Genomic DNA, 26,466 nt, shown 5'->3' on the forward strand with positions numbered 1-26,466 from the left:
AGAGTTGAAATGAGATGACTAGTAAATCATTAATCTATGGTCACCGCGGAGTGCCAGTAAAGTTTCCAGAAAATTCATTAGCAGGCTTCGCGTATGCGATTAGTCAACATATTGATGGCTTAGAGTTTGATGTACACTTAACAAAGGATCATATTCCAGTGATCATGCATGATGAAAAGATTAACCGGACTACTGATGGGATGGGGGCCATTGCGGATTATACGTTTGCTGAAATTCGGCAATTCACATTAGCTAATGGCGAACCAGTGCCATCATTAGCGGAATTTTTAGAATTGGTCAGTGGTGAACCAGTCCATCTGAATCTGGAATTTAAGACGGATAAGCACTACTATCAAGGCATTGAACGTATTGTTCTAGGCATGATTCGTCAAACCGACTTGGTTTATCCAGTAGTTTTTTCGTCATTTAATTTAAAGAGTTTGCAACGTGGGCATGACCTAGACCCAACCCAGAAATATGCGTTCTTGTCATCGGCTAGAATTGGTGATCCCGAGGGCTTTGCAGCGACGGAACATTTGGAAGGCTTACATTTGGAGCATTATCAAACCATGCACCATGTGGCCGAACGAGTTTGGACCGTGGATGATCCTGATGAATTGCGACAGTTGTTTGATAAACAAGTGAGTGCCGTGATTACCGATAACTTTGAATTGGCGCGCGATGTCCGCGCTGCTGTTTAAAACTTGCCAGACAAAAAGCGACACTACCAAATGAAATCGGTAGTGTCGCTTTTTAATTAGTCAACGTTCGCGGGTTTGCGAATCTTAGCCAATTCAGCATCAATTTGAGCCAAAACAGCTTGTTGATTTTCAACTTTTTCTAAGTCGTAGTGTTGCAAGTCAATCTTCATCTTAGGACTAGCGTCGTATTCATCGAACCACTTCCGATAAGCGGTCCACATCTTGTAGTAATAAGATTCCAATTCGGGATTGTTATCGAATTGTTCGTAGTCACGACCACGTTTTTTGATCCGATATAAAATCGTGTCAAAATCAGTTTCAGAATAAACCATCAAATCAGGCGCCTTTTTAGGCAATTCGGTTAATTCAGTCATCATGTTATCGAGCAATTGAAGATAAACCTTCAATTCCGTATCCGAAATATTACCTTCGGCGTTGTTTTCCTTAGTGAAGAGGGCATCTTCATAAATTGAACGGTCGAGGACGTTGTTGTCATCGGCCAATGCCTTCTTGATCATTGCAAAACGTTTGTTAAGGAAATAGATTTGTAATAGGAAACCATAGTTTTTGGGATCCGAGTAGTATAACGGCAATACTGGATTGTCGCCAACGGGTTCATAAAAAGCCTTAGTTCCAAGGTGATCGGCGATTAAACCAGTTAACGTAGTTTTACCGACCCCAATCATTCCTGCTGTTATTATCACCATGATAGCCCCTCTTTATAGAAAATTGCACAATATATTGTATCAAAAAAAGAGGCACAATACTATATAGACTTTTGATAGAAACTTTGCTTAGGCCTAGTTTTACTGCTTTTTAGCTTGTTCTTTTAATAAATCACGAATTTCACTTAAATATTGTTCTGATTGATCTGGTTCAGGTGCTTCTTCAACTTCAGGCTCAGTACGCACGACTTTATTAATCGCTTTGACGATCAGGAACACAACAATCGCGATAATAAAGAAGTTAATGACCGAGTTTAAAAAAGCCCCATACTTAAAGGTCGCTTCACCAATCGTCACTTTTAAGTTAGACAAATCAATGCGACCTAGAAAAATCCCGATTAGCGGATTAATTAAATTATTTGTCAGTGATTTGACGATACCAGTAAAGGCGGATCCAATAATAACCCCGACGGCCAGGTCAATCACGTTGCCCCGCGCAATAAACGCTTTAAATTCTTCAATCATAATGTGTGTACTCCCTTCAAATTGGTCTTAACCAGCATATCAGAGATACCAGCTAGTCACAATTGAAACGCATGGTTTTTTTGCGGTTAGGATAAGTTTGAAACTAATTTTATTGATTGATGCTGAAACGCGATTACTGCAATTGTGGTGTTACTTGGATAGTTACTGTTCTTTAGAATGGCAGACTAAAAAATCCTGAGAACAGCAAACTGTTGTGCGCTCAGAATTTCTAATGTTGTTACTGAATCGTTAAGCTAACGCGTTTTTATGTTTCTTTATTTTCTTGATGGCCCAAGTATAGTGACTCGCTGTGCAAGATACAAAATAACTACCAAGCGTCGTGCCGCCAACCCATTCATAATGATGCTTTGAAAATAGTGCTTCATTTGTAAATGTATCGATTAAGCACATAACGTCATGATGTGTTTGCTTCAATAGTGCAATGGCTTCATCAAGGCTGGTCTGTTGATGATTGTCAAAGAAAACCTGATTTAATTCACCATAGTTTCGCCAATTATAGCCCGTTGGAAAAAAGGCTGCTTAGTACCGGCTAGATTACTGTTGACCCAGTTTAAGACCAGTTGATGCCATTCAAAAATATGAATTAAAACATCACGAATCGTTTTATCACGTCGCCAATGGGCTTGCTTTTCCTTAGAGCTGTCGAAATTAAACTCACGAGTGCGATCTTCGGTTGGGATGGATTCAATCAATGCTAACAAAGCCGCGTACTGGTTGTCACTAGCCGCAATTAAATCCTTTTTAGTTGTTGGACGAGCCATTAAACATACCTCATTTCATGATTTACGCGCTATTCGTGGCTGGTAAATTCTTTTACATGACTACTAAATAATTGTCAAAAAGACTTTAAGCAGTAAGTGTGGAATTTGTCTTTAAAAAATTTAAAAGTAAAGACAGGCTATATTTCTGATTGTGAGGGCTTACAACAACATTCATTATACAGATTGTTGCGGGGAAGCTGAAATAGAACTTGCTAGGTTACCGCGATAATATGAAATTAGAAATGGTGTTTTTATGGTAATTGAATACAAGCTTTTATAATGATCCATGATTTGGCTGTTGATTATTTATGTTTGTGAATGGTTCTCCGCTATTTAAATGCATGTGATATTGTATTCTGTGGATATATATAAGACATCTGTTATTTTGATTTTGTAAAATGTGTTTATCCTAAATATGGATAGACGTTATGCTATAACATGATTGGAAGCGGCGTATGAATAAAGTTAAAAATTGGCTGCTAGTCATTTTGTTGATGAGAACAATCGGGTTATCCATAACATACCTACTTGGAAAAGTACCGTTTGCATCTGCATTAACATTTTTTATAATAGCTATTTTAATAACAGCAGCTTTTAGAAATTCTTAGGGGGAATTTAGACGCAATAAGTCATTACGATTTATTTCAATTTGTAAAAGATGCCGTAGAAAGAACCGGTATTTTATTTAAGAAAGTAATTCTGTGAAGAGGATATATAAGTGAAGAATGTTGATCTAAAAAACAAAAAAGAATTGCTAAAGAAATTTTGGATAAATATGATAATGATTGAGCGGATTTACATGACAAGACTACTTCTTTTGAATTAACAGCAGTGATGAGATATATTGCGAATGAATCTAATCATAAACAGTGAGTAATTGCCGGTCTGAAAAATAAATAATTGAATTTTCAATATGTGAAAATAGGATTGAGCTACCTGAATATGATAGCTCAATCCTATTTTGATATGCACGTAACAAGTTATACTAAAAATTAGTTTTTGTAGTCGATTTATAAAGGAAAGTTCATTTATTAATGAAAAATTCACTTTATATTGAAATAAAGTACGGATTTAGTTAAAAACATCTCGAAATTTTTTGCGTGTATTTAAAACTGAATTTTTTAAAATTTTATTTCAACACGCTACAAAGTCAAGGATTGAATGCAATATGTCACTCACAATCAAAAAATTAGATAACTTAAAAATGCTCTCGAAGAATATAAGGAGTACTAGAGTACACCATGCATTAAGTATTTGGATAGAATGTCTGACATTTCTCGTGGACTTTCACGAGTGCCGGAAAGAAGCCATTCGGAGAGAACGCTAAATATGCTACCAGCAAAAAAATTTATACGATATCGCTCTGGAGAATTGGCAGGCATATTTCCAACAACAGCTATGACTTGATCAAGACTCCAATCGTAAATATAACTGGAAAGTCCGTTGTTAAACAACAAAGTTATCCGTTGCTTTTCGTTCAAGAATAATTTGAATGCTTCTTCAAATCCCTTGTTAAAGTGCTCATAATCTAAGGAAATATCTTGATCTTTGGTTAAATTACGGCGCAATCTTAGGGACTGGAAATAGTAATCGAGAATTTCTTCTTTGTTATTAAAATTACGGTAATAACTAGCACGAGCTACGTTAGCAGTTTTAACTAACTCCGAAATTGTCACGGCAGAGAAGGGGGTATTTTGTAACAAGGTGAATAGGCCATTGACGATTTGATTTTTCACTCGAATATTCTCGGTTTTACTGTAACGCATAATGATAACTCCTTTTTACTGAGACAAAGATAACTATATTGTCCCGCTGTATGTTATTGTTCTGTTTGTTTTTAGGTGATACACTTTGAATCATCAAACCAGCTTATACTATGGCATAGGTATAATCAATCGTCAATTTAGAACAAGTATGCATTAGGAGGCATTATTTTAGATGAAATTAATCCAGAGCAAAACTATGGTTATTCATGCAAACAAACTAATGAACCAACCACATAACGATGATGAACAAATTGACCTATGGGAGTTGACGGCAGCAAATCGTGCAGTGACCAATTTACGTAAATTGTTGTATGAAGATAAAATGTTAGCTCTATTAAAGAATGAGTTAGCGGAGTCTTTTACTTTGAATAAAAAGTATGCGGATACTTCAGATAACGACTTCAACTATGGTCAGTTAATCTTGCAAATTGAAGGCATTACTAGTGAAATATTGATTGAATCCGTAACCAAACTAATGAATGCAGTGAAGGGATCTACTAATCAGGCCCGTGACATGATGTTTGAGCAAACTTTTGTAGTACATCCAGAACATTATGCATTAGGTGGCGGTAATATTGAAACTATGGGTGGGCACCCAGTACTGACTAAGCCTATGCCTACGCCAATTAACATGATGCCAAAGTTTATACGTCAATTTGTAGATGACACGCAATATGCCATTGTTACAGCTGGCAGTGGTCCGCTGCAAGACGATACGCCGTTTACGTATGTGCTTCAACAATACAAAAATACTGATAATGGTATGGAAGCAAATTTGATGATTTGGTATCCAGCGAATTGCCCGGATAATTATGTTGAAGAACATATTGAACATTATGCAGTTGAATTCCGTAATGGATGTCGTATGGCGTTACAGCGACAATCACAATCAGAATAATAAATGGATCAGTTAAGGAGGAACCAAAATGGCCCAGTCAAGATTGATGGCAGGACTTGAAGACTATCAACGGTTAGGTTTGAAATCTGGAGAAGTCGAACTATGGGAAGATGGAAAACGAGATGATGATCGTCGTGGTGTCGTGGAATGGTGGTACTTTGATGTTATTTTAGATGATGGAAGTAAAATTGCAGCGGTATATTCAACAAAAATCCAGCCTTTTATGTTTATGAAAGGAACCCATCCCTGCATTAAATTCGATTTAACAACACCAGACGGTCGTCAGATTTCCAAAAGGATTACTAAGTTTCCAAATAATGAGATTAGTTTCTCTGAAGAAAAATGCGATGTCCGTTGGGGTGATAATTACTTTGAGGGAGATTTAAAAACTTATAATATCAAAGTTGCACCAGTCGATGGATTTGGGTTTGATGTCCAGTTAAAAAGCGAAAGTTCACCGTGGCGTGGAGAAACAGGACATATTGGTTTTGAAGCGAATGATGAAAAGTATTTTACTTGGTTATGTGTTGTACCACGTGGTAAGGTGACCGGAACGGTCATGATTGATGGTCAAGTACATGAGGTTACAGGAGTAGGCTATCATGATCATCAATGGGGGAACACAACTCAATTCGATTTTTTAAATCATTGGTTTTGGTCGCGACAGAGTACATCAAAGCATACTTTAACCGTGTTTGACTTTGTGATGAATGAACATTACGAATATAAACGTATTCCATTGGTTTTTCTGCAAGACATCAATGGTAAATTGTTATTCGATAGCACTGATAATGTAGAGTGTGAAGTACATGAGGAATTTATGCAAAAGGAGTCCGTCCATGAATTTCCAAAAGTCACTCACTATTTATTTCGAAGTGGTGAAAAGACAATTGAATATACTGTTAAAGTTAAGCAAGAGTTAGATGCTCGTTATATTTATAAGATGACACCATTCTTTCTTAGGTGGATTTTTAAAGGAACAAAGCCGAAATATGGGCGATATTTGGCCGAAGGCACTATTAATTATATTGATGGTGATCGGTCGTTCATTGAAACGAGTGATTTGATTTATGAGTTTGCATATGTTGGTGAAAATTACCGGGAACATATGACTAAGCCCCTTGTAAAAGGAAAATGAAATAAATAGTGTACTTAGCAAGTACTCTTCACAAGAAAGTCCCAAAGTTTATTGAAGCATGCCTTCAAGTTATATTAGTAGGAAATCAATTGAAGATTATAGAGCGTAGACCAATAGGAAAAGGGTTGAACTATCGAGAGAATGATAGTTCAATCCTTTTTTGTGCACAATTATGATAACTATCCGCGAAAATAGCCATGTGTTGAACCAATAATTTTTGATGAGCTTCATAATAGATCAACTCAGCTTTCTATCCGTATATCTGTTTCGCCGAGGAAATCTGATATTAATCCTGAACTTTTTTTCTTAACTTAAATGAAATAATTAATCCCATAATTGCCATTAGAAAAGCCACTAGGAATGCGGCATGATAGCCTTGATTTAGACTGGTCAAATCTGTCTTACCATTGGTTGTTTTACTGAATAATGCGACTAACATCATCAGTAACGCTGTGCCTAATGACCCCGCAATTTGTCGAACTGTGGAAGAAGCTGCGTTACCGTGGATGGCTAATTTTTCATCAAGCGCGTTTACCCCAGCTGTAAAGGTAGGCATCATAACGAGCGCAATACCAACCATTCGTATCGCGTACAAACTGGCAATCAAATATAGGCTGGTACTAGCTGTAAAGAAGAACATTGGCAACGTCCCCAAGCCAAGGATCAAGTATCCAACTAGTGATAATTTAAAAATGCCATACTTATCGAATAATTGGCCGGAAATCGGATTTAAAACGGCCATGACGAGGGCTCCAGGTAAAAGCGTTAAGCCAGAAATGAGAGCTGAGACACCGTGAACATTTTGCAAATACAGCGGCATGACGAGTTCTACCCCTAGCATTGAAATATTACTGATGGCGCTTAAGATCGAAGTTATTGAAAAAGTCTGGTTTTTGAATACTCGTAGTTCAATTAGTGGGTTTTTAATTTTTAACTGACGAATACCAAATAAAATAATTAAGATGCAGCCAATGATGAACATGAGAATAACGGATAGTGTTACCGTGCCGCTATTACCAACTAATGAAAAGCTATAGAGTAAGGCACCAAAGCCTGTTAGTGATAGGAATAAGGACCAAAAATCTAGTGCCTCGTGTCGCGCATCGTTGATGTGTTGAATGAAAATAGCCCCTAATGCTAATACAATTAACGTTAAAGGAATCAGTACTAGAAACAAGGAACGCCAGCCAAAATCATCGATTAATAATCCAGAGAGGGTGGGACCGATTGCGGGTGCAAAGGCTACGACAATTCCGGTCATTCCCATCGCTGCACCGCGTTTTTCAACGGGATATAAGATTAGAACCACGTTTTGAATTAAAGGGATCAATGAACCAGCAGCGATTGCTTGGATCAAGCGACCGATTAAGAGGACTAGAAACGAAGGTGCTAGGTAGCCAATGATGGTTCCGAATAAAAAAATGATCATCATGGTTAAGTAAGTCCACTTAACATCAAATCGTTTGAAGACCCATGCCGAAATTGGAATCATAAGCCCCGCGACCATCAGATACCCAGTACTCAACCACTGTGCAGTCGCCTGTGAAACAGATAATTCTTTCATGATTGTTGGTAGGGCATTATTCAAAAAGGTCTCAGTAAGTAATGTTAGAAATGCGCCTAAGAGCATGATGATAACCATCGTTGTCTTTTGTTTTGGATGTGCCTTTAGGTTTGCAACTGTTGAATTCATTGAATCACTCCTGTAAATGTACTATGCTACACTTTTGCTTAAATCAAAAATTGTTAATCATTTTGTTTAAAACTTTTAAAAATTCTTGTTGGTTTTTCGTTGAAAGACCAGCTACTATTCTTGCTTCGACAGCTTGCACTGACTTATTAATTTTATCGCGATTGACTTTAACTAAGTCAACGCCTTGCGATGTCATATTTAAAACGACTTGACGTTGATCATTAGGCATCTTAGAAGTACTAATCAGATTCATGGCAACCAATCGTTTAATGACGCCCCGTGTTGTAGGGTGGCTTAAGCGCAATATGCTTTCCATGTTTTTTTGTGTAATAACGCTGTCTTGCGTATCATTAATTGTCATCAGCACAGTCATTTGCGTACCAGTTAATGGGGTATCTAAGTTGGCTAGAGTATTATTTAGTTCTTTTTCAACCAATGTGTTTAGCATTTTAATTCTGGGCCCAATAGCAGTTACAGTTTTAGTTGTTGCCATGTTTATCACCTCAATAAATGTAGCATACTACACTTATTGTTGGAAGTCAACATGCCTCTAGGTAGAAAATAGATGCGGTAGCGATTCATTGAATATGTGAAAATAGGATTGGGCTATCTGAATGTGGTAGCCCAATCCTATTTTGATATACATATTCTGACTTATACTAATAATTAATTTTTGTAATGCACTTATAAAGCGAAGTTCATTTTTAGTAAAAAAACTCAAAATGAAAAATTCACTTCTTGTGGATATAAAGTACTAGAACTATTAACTCTAACGTTAAAGCGGTTGCATTTACACAACGAGTTAGATAGAGTAAAGAAAGTAAACTTAAAATTAAGAGGGTATTGCAATGTATAAGATGATCGTCTGTGATCTCGACGAAACCTTAATGAACGATGATGGGAGTTTGTCTGCGAAAAATGCGGCGGCAATTCAAGCAGCAACTGCTAAGGGCGTCTATTTTGTCGCCAATTCCGGTCGGAGCTATACGTCATTTCAAGATAGTTTGGCAAAGATGCAGTTACGAGATAAAAAAGATCAATATTCTATCTCATATAATGGTGGCTTGATTTTGGAAAATGCCGGTAATCGACCGATTGCGGTCAATGCGATGCCATTTGAACTCGCAAAGGCTGTTTTTGAAGTAGGGGCAGCAGATGCTGAAGCGGCCACCCATGTTTATACGCAAGATGAATTATTTATTTATAATCCAACTCCTGACGACTCCGCTTATTTGACCAATCGGGGTGCTGCCTTTACGCCGGTCACGAGTGCTGATTTTGACCAGTTTAAGGATTTAAATGTGATGAAGGTGATTATGGCGCTACCAACGGTGGCTAAACGTAAGGCGATGCAAGCAGCGGTTGAAAAAGTTGTTGATCCGAGTCAATTAGCCGTGACATTTTCATCCAGTCGTTATGTTGAATTTAACCAGGCCGGTGTTGATAAAGGTTCTGCGTCAGTTCAATTGGGGCAACTATTGGGTATTCAGCCAAGTGAAATTATTGCAGCTGGTGATAATAGTAATGATTTACCAATGTTAAATGCCGTTGGGTTACCAGTTAGTGTGGCTAATGGGATTGATAGTGTCAAAGCGGCGGCCAAGTATGTCACTAAAGCCGATAATAATCACGATGCGTTAGCCGAAGTTATAAATAAGTTTGTTTTGTAAACAATGGTATTATTATATTGTGACTTTCTCCGTTTGAATAATTAGTTTTGCAAGTGTTATGATGTAAGGTGTAAATGTAGTGGACGCGACAAGTTTTGCCAGTGAAAACCACTGGAAACTATCAGTGAATGGGGGAACGCGCAATGAGTGCGATTCGAGACGATTTAGCCAAAGCCATTAAAAGTAAACATCTCGTTGAGATCTATTCCAAAGGGACCAACGAACAATTTAGTGTCGGCTATATCATGCAACAAGACGAAAAATTCGTCTTAGTCGAAGCCATTAATGTTGACGGTGAGTTAGATGGGATTGTAGTATTCCGGAAGGCGTCACTGGCAAAAATCGTGACAGGCAGCGATTATTTGAAGAGTATGACAACAATTGTCAGCTTAGCCCAACAACGCGGTTATTTTGATATTTGGAATACCGAACGGTTAGTGACTAAGTTTTTGAAGAAAGAACATCATCATTCTTTACTAAAGGCATTATTGAAGTTGGCCTTCAAGAAAGACCAAGTCATTCAATTATCTGGTCGCATCAAGAAGCATGGTGATACTTATACCGGGTTCATTCATAGTGAACATAAGAAATATTTGGAATTCAACTACGTGGATACCTTTGACCTGACCAAGCGACCACAAATCGCGGTTCGGTATGCGGAAATCGATGAAGCCAGTTTCCATAGTTTTGAAACGTTTAATATTACGGCAGTTATTGAAAGTTATATGCCGGGTGATTTCCATTAACAGACATCAACCACTTATCTATTATTGATAGGTGGTTTTTTGTTGCTAGTTGAAATAAATGATGTAAAACCCATCTTAACCAAAAATTGGTCTAAAACGTCCTGCACCTGTCAGGTTATGAAAAAACAGTCTTAAAAATTATTAAGTTTCTCACATAAAATATACAAACCGCCCACCATTCGATACAATAAGACTATTGAACTATCGGTATTCTGGGGAGGGGCGAAATCATCGTTTATGTTAGTTGGTCTATCGCCGCGTTTGACCATTGGTATTCGGTCATGTTGGTTTTCGTATTGCAGATCCTGATTAATCAGGAATTGCGCAAGCGGGCGGTGTACGGCACCGTGGTGCTAATGGCTGTGTTATTAACGGCTGGATACATGCTTTACGATGATTATTCAGACATTGCGACGTTTATAGTGAACTTAGGGTTGCTGGGATTTGTCCGCGATAAGAAGTTTTTTATCGTGACAAGTTTGACAGCAACGCTCGCATATATTTTATTTAGTTTCTTTGGGAATTACGCCACCGAAACGATTTTTGATATCTTTCACGTCGGGCTAGGAGCTTGGAGTGGTTGGCTATTTGAAATCGTGGGTGAAATTGTGGTGACGGCCTGTATGTTAGCCGTGGCGATTAGTTTTCAGTTACTACACAAACGGCATGCAAAACAATTCAGTGATGATGTCACTTTAAATGTGATTACGAGTGCGTTAGTTGTTGCGGCCATTGCTTATTTTGCTGTGGCGGCGGCCGCTGATAATTATAATATTGGGCATGGCTTCTTGGGCATCTTGATGATTATCTTGATTGCGGTGTTGCTGATTAATGGTGGGACCTTTATTTACTTGTTCTACAGCTATACCATGCGCGTTCAAGCCCATCGTCAAGCCTTAGAGCGCCATCAATATGATATTTATGTTAAAAATCTGGAAAATAGTTATCAAAATTTGCGTAAGTTCCGGCATGATTATCAAAATATTTTATTATCGTTAGGCGAATATATTCATGATGCGGATGACCCCGCTTTAAAGCAATATTTTGCGGAAGTTGTTGATCGATCAGGGAAAAGCTTGACGCGTGATTTTGGTCATTTTGATAATTTGGAACGGATTAAAGATAAATCATTAAAGGCCATTATCCAAGATAAATTCTCAGTTGCTCGGCAAGCGGGGGTTCAAGTCCGTTTGGAAGCCAATGATGACATTGTGACGCCAGCTATCGATCAAGTGACTTTAGCGCGAGTGAGCGGCATCTTGTTGGATAATGCCATTGAGGCCGTTACCGGGCAAACTGGTGGTGAAATTGCGGTCGCTGTTGTAAAATATCCGCAAATGGTTGAATTGATTTTTGCCAATTCATTGGCAGGATCGATTGACCGGTTAGATGAATTGATGGTGGCTGGGCACACGTCTAAAGGTGCGGGGCATGGTCAAGGTTTAGCGACGGTACGCGAATTGCTAGACCCCATCCAAAATGTGACGTATGAATTGAGCGCCCATGAGCGGTTTGAATTTATAATTAGTATTGAAAGTGAGTGAAATCAACCTTGTTAAAGACCTTTGTTGTGGAAGATGATCCGGAACAATTAGCGACTTTAAAACAGATCATCAGTAATCATATTATGATCAACGCTTTTGATATGGCCTTAACCTTAGCAACGAGTCAGGCGCAAGCGTTATTGGACTATTTAGATGCGCATCCAGATGTAGAAGGGTTGTATTTCTTAGATATTGAATATACTGGTCAAGCTTTAAATGGCTTGGAATTAGCAACCAAGATTCGTGAACGCGATGTAAATGCCAAAATCGTGTTTGTATCGACCCATTCGGAAATGGCCTTTTTGACGTTTGAGCGCCGGATTGAACCGTTAGATTTCGTGGTTAAAGATCTTGGTCAAGATACGGTTAAAGCAAAAGTCGAAAAAGATATTCGGGTTGCTTATGAACGTTATACGAAGCAAGGGGTTGCAAATAAGGCCATGTTTTCGTATTCCAAGGGTGGCCAGTTGTTTAATATCCCACTCGACCAAGTATTGTTTATTGAAACGGGCGCAGCGCGCAATAAATTGGTACTGCATTTGAAAGATCGGATCATTCAATATAATGGTAAAATCAGTGACGAAACCGTCGCACATCCGGAGTTGTTCCGGGTGCATAAAAGCTTTTTGGTGAACCCCAGTTCGTTAGTGCGCGTCGATAAACAGGCACAATTGGGCTACTTTGAAAATGGTGAAACGGTTGATATCGCGGTGCGGAAGATGCATGATTTGGCGACTTTGATCAAGCAATCGCAGTTATCCGTGCGCGTGGATTAAACGAGATAGTTACAATCATGTAACAAAATCGTTCATTTGAATAAAAACGCCCCAACGTTGGTGCAAGCATCTCGATGCTTTGCACCTTTTTTGGTCTTTTGGGGTGAATTGCCAGTATGATAAGACTATCGAAATAAGCGGTCATGGGGGCCGGTTATTAGGGGGATACGTTAATGAAGCAATTTTGGTCGCTAACATTAATGATTCTCGCTGGATGCTTATTAATTCTAGGTTCAGAGTATAGTTTGCAAGGTGATAATCGTCATTATCGGCATAGAATCGTTGCAAAAATGGATTATAATGCCGCCAATCAACGGGCAACTATTAGTGGACGGACGAAACATGGGGTTATCGTCACGTTCCGAACAGGTCAAAAGGTCCATCAGGTCATTTCAAATAAACAAGACGGCCGGTTCACCACCCAGTTTTCGGTGAAAGGTCGGCGTCACGTACAGGTTCAAGTTCCGGGACTTAAAACCGAAACGTTAACTGTACCAGTAGCGTCAAAGCGTTAGGTTCGCTTAAAGTTGATTATTACTGGGGGTCGATCATGACAGTTGCTGTTATGATCTTTTTTTGTTAGGTGACTATTATGAGTGAGGCGTAGGCTTTGCTAAAAAAACGTTAAGCTTCAAGGCGACCGGTAGGCGGGGATTGGTAAATGGCGTATCGTGGAGGCTGAGATTAAAAAGGAGCGGTGAACGTTGCAATGATTGTGATTGGACTCATTTTGATAGTTGGTATCATTGGCACGGTAGTCCTTCGTTTTCGGTATCATTACCGGTTGTCAATGGGCACGATTACCGAAACGGCTTTTGCGTGTTCGTTATTAAATATCGGGGTATTTTTATTCTTTGTCTTATTGGGTCAGATGTCGGGGCCAGCTTTTGCACCAGGGCATGCCTATTTACCGCTGTATCAATTACTACAAGGCGGTCTTATTCCTGTCGCCGGAATGGCGTTGTCAGTCGTGGGGATGGTGCGTGAACGGGGCCTAATGAATTGGTGGTTATTGCAATTTAATTTGTTATTTCTTATTTTTGATGTTTTGCTTGTGTGGTTTGGCAACTACGCGAGTTAATCAACATTGCGTAACGCATGTTGAATCGCCGCATAAAAGTGCCGACCATTCGTAACGACAGTCTGATTAATGCGGACGGTCGTTTTTTTGTTATGGTCGAATAATTCAGGCGTGGTTTCATCAGGTTGCGTTAAGGTCAAATCAATTTGGCGGGCTTGTTGTGCTGACAGGGTCACCGTCAAAATAATTTCACTCCCAGTCATTGGCTGCGCGTCAACTTCGGTACCTAATAAAGCTTGTAAAGCGACTTCGAGATCAGCGGCATCGCCGGCTGTAAATTGGTGTTTTTGCCCATTAGTGAGCTTGATCATTAAGTAATTGATCGTATTGACGGATTGCAAATAAGTTTCGTGACTAGGCGCCGAGTGATGGTTACCATTGTGAGCTTGTTGGAATGTGCGTTGATGGACCGTATGTAGTCGAATTAAGGTGAAAATAATGGCAATGATGACGATACTACCAATAATATGACTGATAAGCATGATGAAAAGTCGCTCCTTTTTAGTGCCGTTGGTAACTGGTGAATGAAATCTTTTAAACTGATATACGCAGTTATGATGAAATATAAAACCGTAAACTAAGTTAGATAACTAACGTAATCTGCGGGCATCAGTAACTACTTATAGCATAACATGTTTTCGTGAAAAGTCCCACACGTTGGTGAAAATATTTGAACACAAAAACGACTAGCGATGAAAATTAACTGATGATTTCAAAAAAATAACCGCCGTCAAATCATTGACGAACGGTTACTTGGGTTAGTCGGTTACTAACGTTTTGTGATTGTCAGTATCTTGACTGACGAGTTCATTGATTAAGTCAATCATGGGTTGCCGTTGGTCCAGGTCATCGTCACATTCGAAAAAGGCTCCGAGTTCCATCGCTAAAATATCTTTACCAGCATCCATATAACGATAGTCATAACTCGTCAATGAATAGGTTTTAGCGGTTGGCATCTGAACGATCACGCAACCAGTGGCGGATTTACCTTTTGACTTTTTGTCCGTAAATTCAATCGCCAAAATGTAAGGATTATCACTACTACGATCTTTAATGGCATGGGCCACGTTATGTGCAATATCTTCAAGTTTCATGGTTTCACCTCAAGTTAACAAATCTCTTCTTAAGTATACCAAGTGCAAGGCCCAATGCAAAATTGGGGTATTTTTGGTGCACTTTTAAACAAAAAAATGACTCTACCGCTTACTAGCAGTAGGGCCAAAGAGTTAGGTTTAAGTACAATATGGGTCGAAAGGGTACTATTTAGAAAGAATCTTAAAAATAGAAATGCTGATATAGCAGTGTTTATAAGCTTTTGAAAATTAAACAACAACTAAGAAAATATGAGTTTATAAAATAAAAAGGTACAAAAAAGGTACAAAATGTTTTCCATCCCTAAAAAATATAACTTAATCACCTTAAAACAGTGAATTTAGAGTGTCTGTAATTTTATTCATTTCACGATTTTGCATTTCATCAATCATATGGCTGTACACGTCTAAGGTAATTCGGGTGTTACTGTGTCCTAGCCGTTTTGATATGGCTAGGACAGATACACCGGAGTAAAGCAAAAAGCTAGCATGAGTGTGTCTCAGACTGTGAAAATGGAAGCCGGGGATATCGATTCCACATTCATCCAGTACACCGCGAACCGTTTTGTTTAAGCCTGTTGGAGTTGGCACAACGTGGTAATGATTTAAAAATATTTGGCTGTCCGCGTTGATGTTATTTTTTTGGATTTGATAGTCACGTAACTGTTTGAGTATCGTTAAGCAATCATCGTTAATCGAAATGGTTCGCATGGATGATTTTGTTTTTGTTGGTGCCAGCTTTTTTGCCACATAATCCCAAGATTTAGATACCGTGATAGTTTTAGCTTTAAAGTCGAGATCGGCCCAAGTTAATCCTAACAGCTCACCTAGTCTAAGCCCTGTTAGTAGGGCCACTATAATTATATAGTGATTAATGGGTCTCCCAGATGTTTGAACATAGTCGAGACAATAGGATAATACCTGCTTCATTTGCGTACCGTTAAGCCAAACGGCATCGCGAGAATGTTTTTCATTGTAAACCAGCTTTACGTTTTGTGTAAAGTCACGGGGTAACTCCTTGTTGAAAACGGCCTGTTTTACGCAAGCTCTGATTTGAGCGTTCATTTTTTTTACTGTCCACATTGCATGATGCTTACCGAAAGTGTTAATGAACTTTTGATATGTGGTTGGAGTGATGCGTTTTAGCTGGTATGAGCCAATATCCTTTTTTTCAAGCGTGTTAATGGTGATGTTATAGTGGCGTTTGGTTGCTGGACGGACATGGGGCTCGATATTAACTTCGTACCATTCTTTAAAGTATGCTGCGAGCGTCTTTTCAGTAACTTTGATAACTAAACCATCATCATAATTTGATTCTAACTTAGCGGCCGCTAATCGGGCTTCTTTCTTGGTTTTAAAGCCGCCCTTATTGATACGTTCACGTTTTCCAGTTGGCTGAACGACATACATCCGATATTGCCACGTGTCACCACGTTTAATAAAATCTGCCATGATAATTCCTCCAATATGATATACTAAAGGAGCTAAAAAGGGCGTACTAGTCCCGATTAGTATGTAATTCAGGTTAGGCACATCCAACTTCTTGGCGGGAGGGGATGTGCTTTTTTATTGAAATTATGATCCTTATTTTGCTAACTGTTCAACATAATCATTGCGTTTTGAAAATGGTACTGGAATGATGCCTTCTGAATTAAAAAGATTAATGATGTTGTCATCGATACTATCTTCATCATTTATGATTGTGTAAAAGTCCGTATTTGGCCTTACATCTTGAGTTTGCCTTTTGTCCATTGCAATTGATTTTGCGTAGTATTCATTATTTGCACTATTCATTGTCCTAATTAGTTTTTCAGGTATTTCTCGAATTCCGGGGATTGAGAAGTCATAATGATGAATCATACCGGAACGCCCGATGATGTTAGGACCATCGGTAACTCTAATATTTTTGGATTCAAAAAAATTTGCAACCTCACTAATGAATATGGATGATATTTTTTTGTTTGATAGCATAAACATGTCATTAGTAAACAGCATTGCTTGGATTAAAAGATTTTGTTTAACTGGATAGTCATTTAGCGATGTAATTATAAATAGTTCGTGATTCTCGTTATCTAATTTAACTGAATAGCCATTTAGCTGTTCTTTAAGTATCTTCATACGGTGCTTCGATCTAGAAAGATAAATCCCATCACTTTCTAAGTCATCAAAGATGTAGCCACCATCTGTAAGCCGTATTAAACCGTTAGGTTGGTTAATCGCATATAGGATGATTGCATCATTATGTCTGTCTAGGAAAGGAGTATCAATTCGTGTTATGCCTTTCTGAATAGGCGACCAATTAATGCTTTCTCTATAAAAATCTTCAACTGATTTTTTTAATTGTGGAATCGTTAACATTTGAAAAGCTCCTCTCCAAGATTTAGTTAATGCTAATTAGAGACACTATCATATGGTTTGGTATTAGTATAATTTAGAAATTCATCTAAGGCTATAAATAGTGTTGAAATATCATGAATTTCATCTGGCAATGGAATAGCCGAAGCATCTTTTCGTAGCCCATCCTGATTGTGGTAGATATGCATATGGTTTTGCCCAACTACCGTACCGTCTGGATTCTTATGAGTTCCATTGTGTATATCAACTCGTATTAGTATATCATTAGTGTCAGTAAACCTAATGTGTAAGCTAAAGCGTGAAGCATCAAAGGGATGACGATATCTGTGCAAAATGTATTTTATGTGATTTTCGAAGTCTAGTACGGGAGTATCGTCCTTAATTCTGCCAATAAGTGGTGTTTCACCAGGTATTGATCGTTCACATTTTTTTACGGAATTGATTAATTGGTTGACTTCTAAATCTGTCAGTTCGGTAATGTCCATATAATTCACTATGCTTTCTTTTATTTGCTATGACTGGTGTTAAAAAATGGCCTTTTTAAACATCACACTTATTGGTGGGAGAGGATGTACGCTTTTTCTCCTAAATCCCCAAAATTTGTTTCTTCTTAGCCGTGAACTCATCCTCGGTTAGGATCCCATCGTCTAGTAATTGTTTCAACTCACGCAAATCGTCGGCAGTACTGTTAGAAGTATCACTAGGCGTAGCGGCTTGCATGGTCGTGCTAGCATTGTTATCAGCAATGATCTTATCTAAGTCGTGTCCAACTTGCATGACGGAACGTTGAACAGCAGCGTATGTAGAACTGGAAGTGGAGGTATCGGTGCTCAAGAACGTGGCTTCAATATGATAGTTCCCTTTGAAGTAAAGTATCATGGCAACCTTGGATACAGCGCTGTATGACTTGCCGCCAGAGAAGGCACCTAATACTGCACCGGTAGGACCAGCAACTAAGCCCCCAACAATTGAACGGCCAACGCCATGCTTCTTTTCGATAGTCGTTGGGTCTTCGATGCCATCGTAGTTTTCTAAGTCAGAGTAGGGAAAGTTTAGTGTTCGTTCGTAGGCCATCCGCTCAGGGATACTCTTCTTGACAAGCACTTGTTGCTTCTTGTCATCGAAATATACCTTACCGACATGCCAAGCTTTGTCGGCTTTGAACTCATCCATGAGTTCGACGTAGTCATTCTCGATTTTTTCCATTCGTGCGTTTTCTGCAGCCTTTTTCGCGGACTTTTTTTGTTTCTTATTAGATTTATAATCTGTCCAGTATTGTTTAGGATCAATCTTGGTGTTGCCATCTTTATAGTCGATGACATTTTGAATAGTTAATATTGAAGTAACCTCTACAGAAGATACGAAACTATCGTCTAAGCCAATTGATTGACCACAGTCTTGACAGATTGTTCCATCTTTTAATTCGAAATTTTTTAAGAACTTTATTTTGTTACCGCAAATTGGACACATTTTAGCCATAATAATTCCTCCAAAGTATTAGCGTTACTAAATCCCCAAAATTTGTTTCTTCTTAGTGTCGAAGTCATCCTGCGTAATAATGCCATCGTCTAGTAGTTGTTTTAACTCACGTAGATCGTCGGCAGTACTGTTAGAAGTATCACTAGGTGTAGTGGCTTGTGTGGTCGTGCCAGCATTGTTATCAGCGATAATCTTATCCAAGTCGTGTCCAACTTGCATGATGGAACGCTGAACAGCAGCGTATGTAGAGCTGGAAGTGGAGGTATCGGTGCTCAAGAACGTGGCTTCAATATGATAGTTCTCTTTGAAGTAAAGTATCATGGCAACCTTTGATACAGCGCTGTACGATTTGCCGCCAGAGAAGGCGCCTAGTACTGCACCAGTTGGGCCAGCGACTAAGCCGCCAACGATTGAACGACCAACGCCATGCTTCTTTTCGATGGTCGTTGGGTCTTCGATGACATCGTAGCTTTCTAAGTCAGAGTAGGGAAAGTTGAGTGTTCGTTCATTGAATATGTGTTCGGCGGTAGATTTTTTAACTAACACTTGTTGTTTTTTGTCATCGAAATAAACTTTACCTACATGCCAAGCCTTATCTTCTTTGAATTCGGATAATAGTTGATCATATTTATCGGCATCTTCCGCTCGTTGTTGTTCTTCCTCTTTTTGTGCCTGTTTCTTTTCTAGCTTTTTCTGAGCACGTTCTTGTTCAAAAGTAAATGTTTTATGGTTATTAAAATAGTCAGTAGCTTCTGCAACTGTTACCGTTCCAGAAGATTTTACCTCTGCCATGCTGTGAAAGAGTGATTTAGTTGATAAGCCGACTTCTGTAGCACAGTTGTTGCATATTACACCATCTTTTAAAGTCGTGATACTATTTATTCCAACTAATAACCTTTTCCCACAAATTGAACATTTCATAATATAATCCCTCCAAAATAGCTATACTACTTAATAATATATTCCGCCAAATTTTCATTTAACCCCATTGCTTCAATTAAATCGTACTTAGTCATTTGATCAACATCATCGTCAGTAAATTGCCCAAGCATAATCTGCATAGCGAATTCATTGGCATCTCGTTCTGCCCAATTTACCATGCCGCAACCGCTTGAACGCCGGAAAAAGGCAGTAGAAAAGCCGTGATGAAGTATTGCGTGGCCAATTTCATGAGCCAGTGAATAGCGTTGTAGATTCTCATCTGATCGTGAGTTTAGCGTGATAACATCAATCCGTTTGAAATAGTCCCGTTGAGCAAAATTGACATCGCCTAAATCTGCGTACAAGACAATGTATCCACACTTTCTTGCTAATTCATAGGGGTCGCTCGTGTGAAATTTGTCCATCAATTTCTGTGCTTCTTCAATTGCATCTTTTTCGAAAGCCATAAAATCGCCGCCTACTCATCATCTCTATATTTTTTAGGAGTAAATTTCTTGCGAGCTTCTATTTGAGCGGCTTGAAGAGCGGCAACCATAGCGACCCGCATTTTTTCTCGATCTTCATCGGTCATTGGTTCTCCATAGTAATTAACTTCTGCATCGGTGCTAAGTCCTTCAATCATCCGATCGACTTCTTTTCCAATATCAGTTTGGTCTTTTTGTGTTAAATCGTAAAAGTGCTTTTTATCAGTGCGGCCCAGCAAATAATCTGTGGATACATCGAAGTAATCTGCTACCTTGGTTAAATATTTTGAATTAGGCATCGATTTGGCCCATTTAGAAATAGATCCGTTAGATAACTGCAGAGTTCTTTCGAGTTCGGAAATGCTTATTTTGTGAGCATTGGCTAAATCCTTTATACGAGAATAAGTATTCATGTTTTTTCTCCTCAGAAGTATTTCTATTTATTCGTTGACTTAGAACTATTTCTGAGTTAACATGTATTTGTGCTTGAGGGAGCATAGCAAATTAGCATATTGACTCACCAAATAGTCCAAGCAATTGGCTTATTTAGTACATCTTCATAATAGAACCTTTTCTATTTAGAGTCAATATAATTAATTGGTTTTCTTAGAAATAATTCTGAAAGGAGACAATAATATGACAGTCTATTCAGCAATCAAGGGTATTGCTATTGATCAGGATTTGAGTATTTACAAAATAGAACATGACTTGAATTTTACGAATGGTTCTATTTCTAAGTGGGATAAATCAATTCCAAGAGTTGATCGTTTGCAAATGGTTGCTAACTATTTGGGTGTGACTATGACATTTATTTTAGACAAAGCGAAGGAATAATCAGCTAGAGAAAAGCAGGTGATTCAATGGACAATCTAATTATGACAATCAACTTGATTATTTTAATTCTGAATATTGGCGTTCTCATTAACCTCATTCGGTATAGCCGGAATCTTAAATGACACTTGTTTGTGAAAATGATTAATGAAATTGAATGAATTGGTTGTGAAAGTTGTAAGGAGGAATAAGAGATGAAAAAGTCACCTGATCTACGTGATTGGACCAAGATAGTTGTTGAAACCGTAGAAAAACACCCTAAAACGATTGCCGTAATCACCGCAAATGATTTTGATATGGCAGAGGGTTATAGAGTGAGATTAACGCCTAAATATGATGATTAATCTTTATCCTTTGGTGGAAAAGGATCGTTACCGTAGCTATTTTTTAAATTAATTTGACCATTCTTCTTTTGACCAATTAATTCAGAATGCTGGTTCTTCGCGACTTGTTTACCGAAATCTACTGCATCAGATTTTTTGGTGAAGACTTTAGTAGCTTTGGAATTGCCAGCACCTTTTACGGCCCAACCATCACCATGAGGACTAACCCATTGATTTTTACCCATTAATAATTCACCTCGATTGTATTGGAATAACTAAATTATACATCTACTGAAAAATTACTAAGGAGTGACTTAAATGAACGAATTGCAACAGGTTAAGTATAACGGTGATTTGATTTTAACCACTGAACAATTGGCAATATTTTATGAAACATCTGCCCAACAAATTCAACAAAATTTTCTCAATAACAAAGATAAATTTGTTGCAGGTACACATTACTATCATTTAAAAGGGTCTGAATTAAAGCAATTCAAGAACTACTTCGAAAATTTCGACCTAGTTGGTAAACGCGCACCGTCACTATATCTCTGGACTAAACAAGGTGCGGCACGTCATTCAAAGATGCTTGGAACCGACAAAGCATGGGATATGTTCGATGAACTTGAAGAAAACTACTTCAATCCCAAGCCACAAGTTGACCTGTCTCAGCTGTCACCAGAGTTACAAGCATTAAATGGTTTGATTGGGCAAATGAATAAGCAAGCAATATCTCAACGCCAGCTAGAAAGTAAAGTCAATCATCAGAATCATAAACTAGATGGGCTGAGCGACATCATTAGTACTTCTACAGTGGATTGGCGTAATGATACTACCCATCTAATTAACGCGATGGCGGTTGTTGAAGGAAACGCACCGGAAGCACATCGAGGTATCCGCAATGACATTTATGACGAAGTTGATCGTCGCGGTGGTGTGTCACTGAAAACACGGTTGACTAATTTGCGTCGCAGAATGGCCGATGAAGGTGTATCACTAAGCCGGCGTAAACGTACGACCAAAATTGATGTGATTGCTCAAGATAAAAAGCTGATTGAAATCTTTACGGCAATTGTTAAAGAGTACGCCATCCGTTATGACATTTGGAATGAGGAATATTAAGACAATTACTTGGATATGAAATTGTACCGATGATTGAGAGATAGGAGGGAAAAATGAAAGAGTTTGGAGTTGTATTGATTGACGAAGCAAAGTTTAAGAAATATGACTGCCATTTTGTGGCAACTACGCCAGCCAGTTTATTTGAACTTGTTTTTGAACATGTATCGAAAGTATTAAAAGAGTGCCCAGATAATAAAGATAAAATTTATCTTTTGTATCAAGGCACATTGATGAAGATAGCTTAAAGCGGTAAACCTGTTTTCTTTTTAATAATTCCCAACAAGATGGTTTCGGCAACTTTTCCGGCAGTCGAAAGTGATGCTGATTTAAGATCGCTTAATACAGATTTTGTTTTACGCCATACTTTATCATCTCGAATTGTATCCAGATAAGTATGTCCAGCCCATGTTAGGGAGTTAATTGCATTAATTGAAACTTGATTGCCTTTAACGATGGCCCCACCATCGAGAAAGCCAGCTTCGTTTAGTTTAGCAACGCAGTAAATTATTTCATCATCAGTCCATTTCGAAAATGATGTGTCTTTGAAAAGTGAATCTGTATATTGTGGCTGTCCCATTTGAACATTTGTTTCAGTCCAAATTAGAATGGCTCTTACACAATCGTGATTTAGTTCCATGATTTTCACCTCGATTTGTTGGAATAACTAATTATATTGCAAACTATTTGGGCATGACAATGTCATTTATTTTGGATAAATCAAAGGAGGTATAAAAGGTGTTTCATCACTATTTAACTAAATATCGCGACGGAAATAATCAGTTCATTATTGAGTCATGGATTCAGCTAGATCTGTTTCGATGGTGCTTTATCTTATGGGACAGGAAAATGATTCTAAAACAGCCATCCGAAGACGGCCACTAATCGAATTATTTGCCTTTACTCCAGACATTACCTGATTTAGATTCGGTTTTGCCTTTACTTGTGCATTCTGGTGGCCGCACAGATATTAAGCCATAAACTAAATGGACACAAAGGGCCATATCTTCATTTATATGAACTACTTGAGAGCTGTGGCGTTGTACCGATGATTGAGAAGTGAAGAAATTAATTTTATGTAAGGTGGTGTTGACATGAAGGAGAACAAAAAAGAGAAGCACGCCCAAATATTTATGAATGGGAAATACTTCTCAAATATCACTGTTGTTAACAGGAACAATGAGCCAGTTGCAATTATTACGTCCACGGAATTAATTACTAAAAGTGGCTTCAAAGTGCTGTTCAACGCAGGTGAGGATGATTAACCAAGATTATTATTGACGGTACTATCTGGTTTCGACACCGTAGTATCCAAACCATTTATTCTTCTTATCTCATAATTAGGATACTTTCCCTTTTTAATTTGGGACACAAATTGATTTCGGGACATATCTTTACCAGTGTGATTGTCATGGAACTTAAGATTTCTACCGGTTTTATCTTGATCGGTTACTGTAATTCTTTTAGGCATTAATTTCACCTCGATTATTTTGAATTAGCTAAATTATATAACAATAAATACCTTACGAAAGGAGTTGGTTACATGAGACAAGTTCTTGAAGTAACGGTACCTGTGCAGATTCCTGATGGTATGAAGTTAGTCCCAGACGATAGCCATGGTTATGATGGCGAATCGCTAACTGGTCGGACATGGACAGCTAAAGATTTGCGCTTGTGGTGTGGTAATAAATCATGGCCGTGGCTAGTGGATAACATCTTAGAAAACCCCCGGTATAGCCGTGAGATTGGCTCAATGGAACAGCAGGGGCAATTAGTCCATCGGGGTATCAAAGGAAGCCCATGGCGATTTAAGGCTAGTGTGATGGCCGCTTTCTTAGACCGGCACTGGGAAGAATTACCATGGTAAAAAATAAACAGGGAGGTTTCACCATGCAAAATGATAAGTTACGAGATGACCTTGAGACACTTTTGGCCTACAACGATTTCCAACTTAATCCTAATCTAACGTATCGACTTGATAATGGCTCACTTAAGCAATGTACGGTCAAAGATGTACAGCAGTTTAATTATGAGTTGCTGGCAAGCATCGCCGACGAACTTGGTATGAGTGACTTGTATCTAAATAATTAGGAGGTATATGTGCTATGAGTATTAATTTAGTGCCATTGATGATTGTCGGGTTACTGGCGACCATAATTCGCGCTGACCATTACGGTTGGGACGATGTGCACGACCATTTTGAAAAACTATTTGAGGAGGATATGACGGACTATGAATCAAAGTAAGACGCAAAAGCTTTTTTATCTCTATGCGAATAGAAAAATCAAGGTGGGACATGATGGCTATATTGAGCTTAATGCCATTCTTGACGATGATTATCGAATGAAACGTGGTCAAGAAATCTTTGCCACTATCTTCTTTCTAGGCGTTAAGAGTCACCGTTATGTTAACCGTGCAAAGTGGAAAAACATTCCGCCAATGCTCCGTTTTAAAGCGATGGAAGAAGATTTAACGATGGTTGAAGGCTTTACACCACGACAAATCATGACTATCTTTCCGATTGACAAAGTTTATGACAAGACTGGTGAAGTCAAAGATTACTTTTCCACGATGGATATGATTAAGCAACATGGACTTGATACGCCGATTCATGATGTGTTTGAATTTCTCATTAACTATATGAATAAAGACATTCGTATTTTCTGTGTTGATATGATTACCGCGTTGAGTGATCTTAAGCGTGAACAAGGTGGAACAGGAGTGCTAGAGGACCTTTTAGTTCAAGGAGATGGCTATCAAAATGGCGAGAAATGATGTGCTTGATCAACCAAGTGTCTTTAAGCCAACTGCAAACAAAACTGAAAGGCTCGCGATTGACTTGTATGATGCTTCTAAAACAGTTTCAACGATTAAAACGTTAGCAGAACAAGATAGGTTTGATTTACATGACTACGATTTCTTGTTAATGGTGATGGCCCTCTTTAAGGAACCGATGTCCATCGATGAAGGGATGAAGAAATTCAACTTAACCAAGCAAGAGTTTATGGATTCACTGTTTAAACTCAAACATTATAACGTATTAACTTATGAGATTAAGCGAGACTAAGGGAAGTGAGTTAATTGGCCAGAATTAAAAAAGTTGCTCAGAAGAATTACACGGTAATCGATAATCAGGTTATTCGCGATGATGAGCTAAGTTGGAAGGCTAAAGGCTTGTTTGTTTATCTTTGGAGTATGCCGGATGACTGGGACTTTTATGAAACTGAAGTGGTTAAGCATGCTACTGGTGGGCGCGATGCATTGCGCAGTGGTCTAAGCGAGTTAGAAGTCAGTGGCTATCTAAAACGCAGCCGAATTCGCGATGAATCTGGGCATCTAGGAAAATCGGAGTGGCAATTGTCGGATGAACCTATGTGGAAAAACCGTACACAGGTTAATCCCACACTACTAAGTACTAATAATACTAATTACTTACCTAACCAAATAAATAATGTAGTAGACGATGACGCTCAAGATTCACCTAAACAACCAGACCCAATTTCAAAATCAAATCCAGTGGAACTGTGGCAAAACTTGTGGGGCTTTCCGAATGCAATTGCGATGCAAGATTTAAACGATTGGCGGCACAGCTATGGTGATGACCTTGTAGCGTATGCAATTGAATACGCCGGTCGTAGTCATGTAACTGCTCGTGGTGCTGACAGATATATGGACCGCGTGTTGGAAAGTTATCAAAAGAAAGGTATCAAGACGATTGAACAGGCAAAAAAAGAAGAACAAAGCCATTACAACCAAGCACGAACAGAATTTGGCGGTTCAAACCGTGCACGATCAAATGGATTTGCTCTTGAGAAACGAGACGTAAAGGATAGTGACCTATTATGAACCGAAATTCCATAGGCGATGCTATCACCAA

37 protein-coding genes and 2 pseudogenes are annotated in these 26,466 nt (G+C 38.6%); 20 read left to right on the forward strand and 19 right to left on the reverse strand.

The window, feature by feature from the left end; genetic code table 11:
* Positions 1 to 14: 14 nt before the first annotated feature.
* Positions 15 to 701, forward strand: a complete 687-nt coding sequence (locus FFM75_RS05230) for a glycerophosphodiester phosphodiesterase (RefSeq protein ID WP_137628140.1) — start codon at positions 15 to 17, stop codon at positions 699 to 701.
* Between the two features lie 56 nt (positions 702 to 757).
* Here the strand turns inward: FFM75_RS05230 and FFM75_RS05235 are convergent, their stop codons facing one another.
* The 4 genes and pseudogenes from FFM75_RS05235 to FFM75_RS05250 form a co-directional block, all read right to left on the reverse strand.
* The gene (locus FFM75_RS05235) at positions 758 to 1,408 is read right to left on the reverse strand and encodes a deoxynucleoside kinase (protein WP_137628141.1); all 651 of its coding nucleotides are present in this window, start codon (positions 1,406 to 1,408) and stop codon (positions 758 to 760) included.
* 99 nt (positions 1,409 to 1,507) lie between these two features.
* Positions 1,508 to 1,891 (reverse strand): large-conductance mechanosensitive channel protein MscL, encoded by a 384-nt coding sequence (gene mscL, locus FFM75_RS05240; RefSeq protein ID WP_137628142.1) that lies wholly within the window; start codon positions 1,889 to 1,891, stop codon positions 1,508 to 1,510.
* Between the two features lie 249 nt (positions 1,892 to 2,140).
* Positions 2,141 to 2,673, reverse strand: a pseudogene (locus FFM75_RS05245) (ClbS/DfsB family four-helix bundle protein).
* A gap of 1,229 nt (positions 2,674 to 3,902) precedes the next feature.
* Positions 3,903 to 4,439 (reverse strand): TetR/AcrR family transcriptional regulator, encoded by a 537-nt coding sequence (locus FFM75_RS05250; protein WP_137628143.1) that lies wholly within the window; start codon positions 4,437 to 4,439, stop codon positions 3,903 to 3,905.
* Between the two features lie 172 nt (positions 4,440 to 4,611).
* On the opposite strand from FFM75_RS05250, the gene FFM75_RS05255 reads away from it, so the two are divergent.
* Positions 4,612 to 5,337, forward strand: a complete 726-nt coding sequence (locus FFM75_RS05255) for a hypothetical protein (protein WP_137628144.1) — start codon at positions 4,612 to 4,614, stop codon at positions 5,335 to 5,337.
* A 28-nt stretch (positions 5,338 to 5,365) separates the two neighbouring features.
* Positions 5,366 to 6,475 carry a lipocalin-like domain-containing protein gene (locus tag FFM75_RS05260; RefSeq protein WP_137628145.1) on the forward strand — a complete coding sequence of 370 codons (1,110 nt, stop codon included), beginning with the start codon at positions 5,366 to 5,368 and terminating at the stop codon, positions 6,473 to 6,475.
* 286 nt (positions 6,476 to 6,761) lie between these two features.
* On the opposite strand, the gene FFM75_RS05265 is transcribed toward FFM75_RS05260, so the two are convergent.
* A complete protein-coding gene (locus FFM75_RS05265) occupies positions 6,762 to 8,168 on the reverse strand; it encodes an MDR family MFS transporter (protein ID WP_137628146.1) in 1,407 nt (468 codons plus the stop codon).
* A 43-nt stretch (positions 8,169 to 8,211) separates the two neighbouring features.
* Positions 8,212 to 8,661, reverse strand: coding sequence for a MarR family winged helix-turn-helix transcriptional regulator (locus FFM75_RS05270; RefSeq protein WP_137628147.1), 450 nt, complete (start codon positions 8,659 to 8,661; stop codon positions 8,212 to 8,214).
* 355 nt (positions 8,662 to 9,016) lie between these two features.
* On the opposite strand from FFM75_RS05270, the gene FFM75_RS05275 reads away from it, so the two are divergent.
* From FFM75_RS05275 to FFM75_RS05305, 6 genes are all read left to right on the forward strand, one after another.
* Positions 9,017 to 9,838: a Cof-type HAD-IIB family hydrolase gene (locus tag FFM75_RS05275; protein ID WP_137628148.1), complete on the forward strand. Its 822-nt coding sequence runs from the start codon at positions 9,017 to 9,019 to the stop codon at positions 9,836 to 9,838.
* A 143-nt stretch (positions 9,839 to 9,981) separates the two neighbouring features.
* Positions 9,982 to 10,584, forward strand: a complete 603-nt coding sequence (locus FFM75_RS05280; RefSeq protein ID WP_137628149.1) for a hypothetical protein — start codon at positions 9,982 to 9,984, stop codon at positions 10,582 to 10,584.
* A 296-nt stretch (positions 10,585 to 10,880) separates the two neighbouring features.
* Positions 10,881 to 12,128 (forward strand): sensor histidine kinase, encoded by a 1,248-nt coding sequence (locus FFM75_RS05290; RefSeq protein WP_223876616.1) that lies wholly within the window; start codon positions 10,881 to 10,883, stop codon positions 12,126 to 12,128.
* An 8-nt stretch (positions 12,129 to 12,136) separates the two neighbouring features.
* Positions 12,137 to 12,904 carry a LytR/AlgR family response regulator transcription factor gene (locus FFM75_RS05295; protein ID WP_137628231.1) on the forward strand — a complete coding sequence of 256 codons (768 nt, stop codon included), beginning with the start codon at positions 12,137 to 12,139 and terminating at the stop codon, positions 12,902 to 12,904.
* Positions 12,905 to 13,077: 173 nt separating this feature from the next.
* A complete protein-coding gene (locus tag FFM75_RS05300) occupies positions 13,078 to 13,419 on the forward strand; it encodes a hypothetical protein (protein ID WP_137628151.1) in 342 nt (113 codons plus the stop codon).
* Between the two features lie 194 nt (positions 13,420 to 13,613).
* Positions 13,614 to 13,985: a hypothetical protein gene (locus tag FFM75_RS05305; RefSeq protein ID WP_137628152.1), complete on the forward strand. Its 372-nt coding sequence runs from the start codon at positions 13,614 to 13,616 to the stop codon at positions 13,983 to 13,985.
* Here FFM75_RS05305 and FFM75_RS05310 read toward each other — a convergent pair.
* The 10 genes and pseudogenes from FFM75_RS05310 to FFM75_RS05350 form a co-directional block, all read right to left on the reverse strand.
* On the reverse strand, positions 13,982 to 14,467 hold the full coding sequence (locus FFM75_RS05310; RefSeq protein ID WP_137628153.1) for a hypothetical protein: 486 nt from the start codon (positions 14,465 to 14,467) through the stop codon (positions 13,982 to 13,984). The genes FFM75_RS05305 and FFM75_RS05310 overlap by 4 nt on opposite strands.
* A gap of 276 nt (positions 14,468 to 14,743) precedes the next feature.
* Positions 14,744 to 15,079: a hypothetical protein gene (locus FFM75_RS05315; RefSeq protein WP_137628154.1), complete on the reverse strand. Its 336-nt coding sequence runs from the start codon at positions 15,077 to 15,079 to the stop codon at positions 14,744 to 14,746.
* Between the two features lie 324 nt (positions 15,080 to 15,403).
* Positions 15,404 to 16,528, reverse strand: coding sequence for a tyrosine-type recombinase/integrase (locus tag FFM75_RS05320; RefSeq protein ID WP_137628155.1), 1,125 nt, complete (start codon positions 16,526 to 16,528; stop codon positions 15,404 to 15,406).
* Positions 16,529 to 16,660: 132 nt separating this feature from the next.
* A complete protein-coding gene (locus FFM75_RS05325; protein WP_137628156.1) occupies positions 16,661 to 17,434 on the reverse strand; it encodes a DUF1828 domain-containing protein in 774 nt (257 codons plus the stop codon).
* Positions 17,435 to 17,466: 32 nt separating this feature from the next.
* Entirely contained in the window at positions 17,467 to 17,916 is a 450-nt protein-coding gene (locus FFM75_RS14180; protein WP_137628157.1) for a DUF6978 family protein, read from the reverse strand.
* 100 nt (positions 17,917 to 18,016) lie between these two features.
* Positions 18,017 to 18,637 carry an SHOCT domain-containing protein gene (locus FFM75_RS05335; protein WP_223876622.1) on the reverse strand — a complete coding sequence of 207 codons (621 nt, stop codon included), beginning with the start codon at positions 18,635 to 18,637 and terminating at the stop codon, positions 18,017 to 18,019.
* Between the two features lie 189 nt (positions 18,638 to 18,826).
* Positions 18,827 to 18,910 (reverse strand): annotated as a pseudogene (locus FFM75_RS14205) (DUF4428 domain-containing protein); the annotation flags it as partial.
* 27 nt (positions 18,911 to 18,937) lie between these two features.
* Positions 18,938 to 19,831 (reverse strand): SHOCT domain-containing protein, encoded by an 894-nt coding sequence (locus FFM75_RS05340; protein WP_137628158.1) that lies wholly within the window; start codon positions 19,829 to 19,831, stop codon positions 18,938 to 18,940.
* A gap of 26 nt (positions 19,832 to 19,857) precedes the next feature.
* Positions 19,858 to 20,298, reverse strand: coding sequence for an ImmA/IrrE family metallo-endopeptidase (locus tag FFM75_RS05345; RefSeq protein ID WP_137628159.1), 441 nt, complete (start codon positions 20,296 to 20,298; stop codon positions 19,858 to 19,860).
* An 11-nt stretch (positions 20,299 to 20,309) separates the two neighbouring features.
* Positions 20,310 to 20,729 carry a helix-turn-helix domain-containing protein gene (locus FFM75_RS05350; protein ID WP_137628160.1) on the reverse strand — a complete coding sequence of 140 codons (420 nt, stop codon included), beginning with the start codon at positions 20,727 to 20,729 and terminating at the stop codon, positions 20,310 to 20,312.
* Positions 20,730 to 20,952: 223 nt separating this feature from the next.
* Between FFM75_RS05350 and FFM75_RS05355 the strand changes: the two genes are divergently transcribed.
* Together FFM75_RS05355 and FFM75_RS13930 are read left to right on the forward strand one after the other, a co-directional pair.
* Positions 20,953 to 21,150: an XRE family transcriptional regulator gene (locus FFM75_RS05355; RefSeq protein ID WP_137628161.1), complete on the forward strand. Its 198-nt coding sequence runs from the start codon at positions 20,953 to 20,955 to the stop codon at positions 21,148 to 21,150.
* 191 nt (positions 21,151 to 21,341) lie between these two features.
* Positions 21,342 to 21,491, forward strand: coding sequence for a hypothetical protein (locus FFM75_RS13930; protein ID WP_171001426.1), 150 nt, complete (start codon positions 21,342 to 21,344; stop codon positions 21,489 to 21,491).
* Here FFM75_RS13930 and FFM75_RS05360 read toward each other — a convergent pair.
* On the reverse strand, positions 21,488 to 21,715 hold the full coding sequence (locus FFM75_RS05360) for a DUF2188 domain-containing protein (RefSeq protein ID WP_137628162.1): 228 nt from the start codon (positions 21,713 to 21,715) through the stop codon (positions 21,488 to 21,490). The two genes, FFM75_RS13930 and FFM75_RS05360, sit on opposite strands and share 4 nt — an antisense overlap.
* A gap of 73 nt (positions 21,716 to 21,788) precedes the next feature.
* Between FFM75_RS05360 and FFM75_RS05365 the strand changes: the two genes are divergently transcribed.
* Positions 21,789 to 22,592: an ORF6N domain-containing protein gene (locus tag FFM75_RS05365; protein ID WP_137628163.1), complete on the forward strand. Its 804-nt coding sequence runs from the start codon at positions 21,789 to 21,791 to the stop codon at positions 22,590 to 22,592.
* 53 nt (positions 22,593 to 22,645) lie between these two features.
* Positions 22,646 to 22,837 (forward strand): hypothetical protein, encoded by a 192-nt coding sequence (locus tag FFM75_RS05370; RefSeq protein ID WP_137628164.1) that lies wholly within the window; start codon positions 22,646 to 22,648, stop codon positions 22,835 to 22,837.
* Here FFM75_RS05370 and FFM75_RS05375 read toward each other — a convergent pair.
* On the reverse strand, positions 22,834 to 23,229 hold the full coding sequence (locus FFM75_RS05375; protein WP_137628165.1) for a DUF2513 domain-containing protein: 396 nt from the start codon (positions 23,227 to 23,229) through the stop codon (positions 22,834 to 22,836). The genes FFM75_RS05370 and FFM75_RS05375 overlap by 4 nt on opposite strands.
* A 454-nt stretch (positions 23,230 to 23,683) precedes the next feature.
* Between FFM75_RS05375 and FFM75_RS13935 the strand changes: the two genes are divergently transcribed.
* Complete coding sequence (locus FFM75_RS13935) at positions 23,684 to 23,854, forward strand: hypothetical protein (protein ID WP_171001427.1); 171 nt, start codon at positions 23,684 to 23,686, stop codon at positions 23,852 to 23,854.
* Here FFM75_RS13935 and FFM75_RS05380 read toward each other — a convergent pair.
* Positions 23,851 to 24,060, reverse strand: a complete 210-nt coding sequence (locus tag FFM75_RS05380; RefSeq protein ID WP_137628166.1) for a hypothetical protein — start codon at positions 24,058 to 24,060, stop codon at positions 23,851 to 23,853. The genes FFM75_RS13935 and FFM75_RS05380 overlap by 4 nt on opposite strands.
* A 72-nt stretch (positions 24,061 to 24,132) precedes the next feature.
* Between FFM75_RS05380 and FFM75_RS05385 the strand changes: the two genes are divergently transcribed.
* Genes FFM75_RS05385 through FFM75_RS05405 form a run of 6 tightly spaced genes read left to right on the forward strand, consistent with a single transcriptional unit; the run spans position 24,133 to position 26,435 of the window.
* Positions 24,133 to 24,456 (forward strand): DUF771 domain-containing protein, encoded by a 324-nt coding sequence (locus tag FFM75_RS05385; RefSeq protein ID WP_137628167.1) that lies wholly within the window; start codon positions 24,133 to 24,135, stop codon positions 24,454 to 24,456.
* A gap of 23 nt (positions 24,457 to 24,479) precedes the next feature.
* The gene (locus tag FFM75_RS05390) at positions 24,480 to 24,680 is read left to right on the forward strand and encodes a hypothetical protein (RefSeq protein ID WP_137628168.1); all 201 of its coding nucleotides are present in this window, start codon (positions 24,480 to 24,482) and stop codon (positions 24,678 to 24,680) included.
* A gap of 14 nt (positions 24,681 to 24,694) precedes the next feature.
* On the forward strand, positions 24,695 to 24,835 hold the full coding sequence (locus FFM75_RS13940) for a hypothetical protein (protein ID WP_171001428.1): 141 nt from the start codon (positions 24,695 to 24,697) through the stop codon (positions 24,833 to 24,835).
* Complete coding sequence (locus FFM75_RS05395; protein WP_137628169.1) at positions 24,822 to 25,364, forward strand: hypothetical protein; 543 nt, start codon at positions 24,822 to 24,824, stop codon at positions 25,362 to 25,364. The genes FFM75_RS13940 and FFM75_RS05395 overlap by 14 nt, the downstream gene beginning before the upstream one ends.
* Positions 25,351 to 25,656, forward strand: coding sequence for a hypothetical protein (locus tag FFM75_RS05400; protein WP_137628170.1), 306 nt, complete (start codon positions 25,351 to 25,353; stop codon positions 25,654 to 25,656). Before FFM75_RS05395 ends, FFM75_RS05400 begins: the two co-directional genes overlap by 14 nt.
* A 14-nt stretch (positions 25,657 to 25,670) precedes the next feature.
* Positions 25,671 to 26,435, forward strand: a complete 765-nt coding sequence (locus FFM75_RS05405) for a DnaD domain-containing protein (protein WP_137628171.1) — start codon at positions 25,671 to 25,673, stop codon at positions 26,433 to 26,435.
* The last annotated feature ends 31 nt before the right edge of the window (positions 26,436 to 26,466 follow it).

The sequence above is a fragment of the Lactiplantibacillus daowaiensis genome, assembly GCF_005405085.1.
Lineage (GTDB): Bacteria > Bacillota > Bacilli > Lactobacillales > Lactobacillaceae > Lactiplantibacillus > Lactiplantibacillus daowaiensis.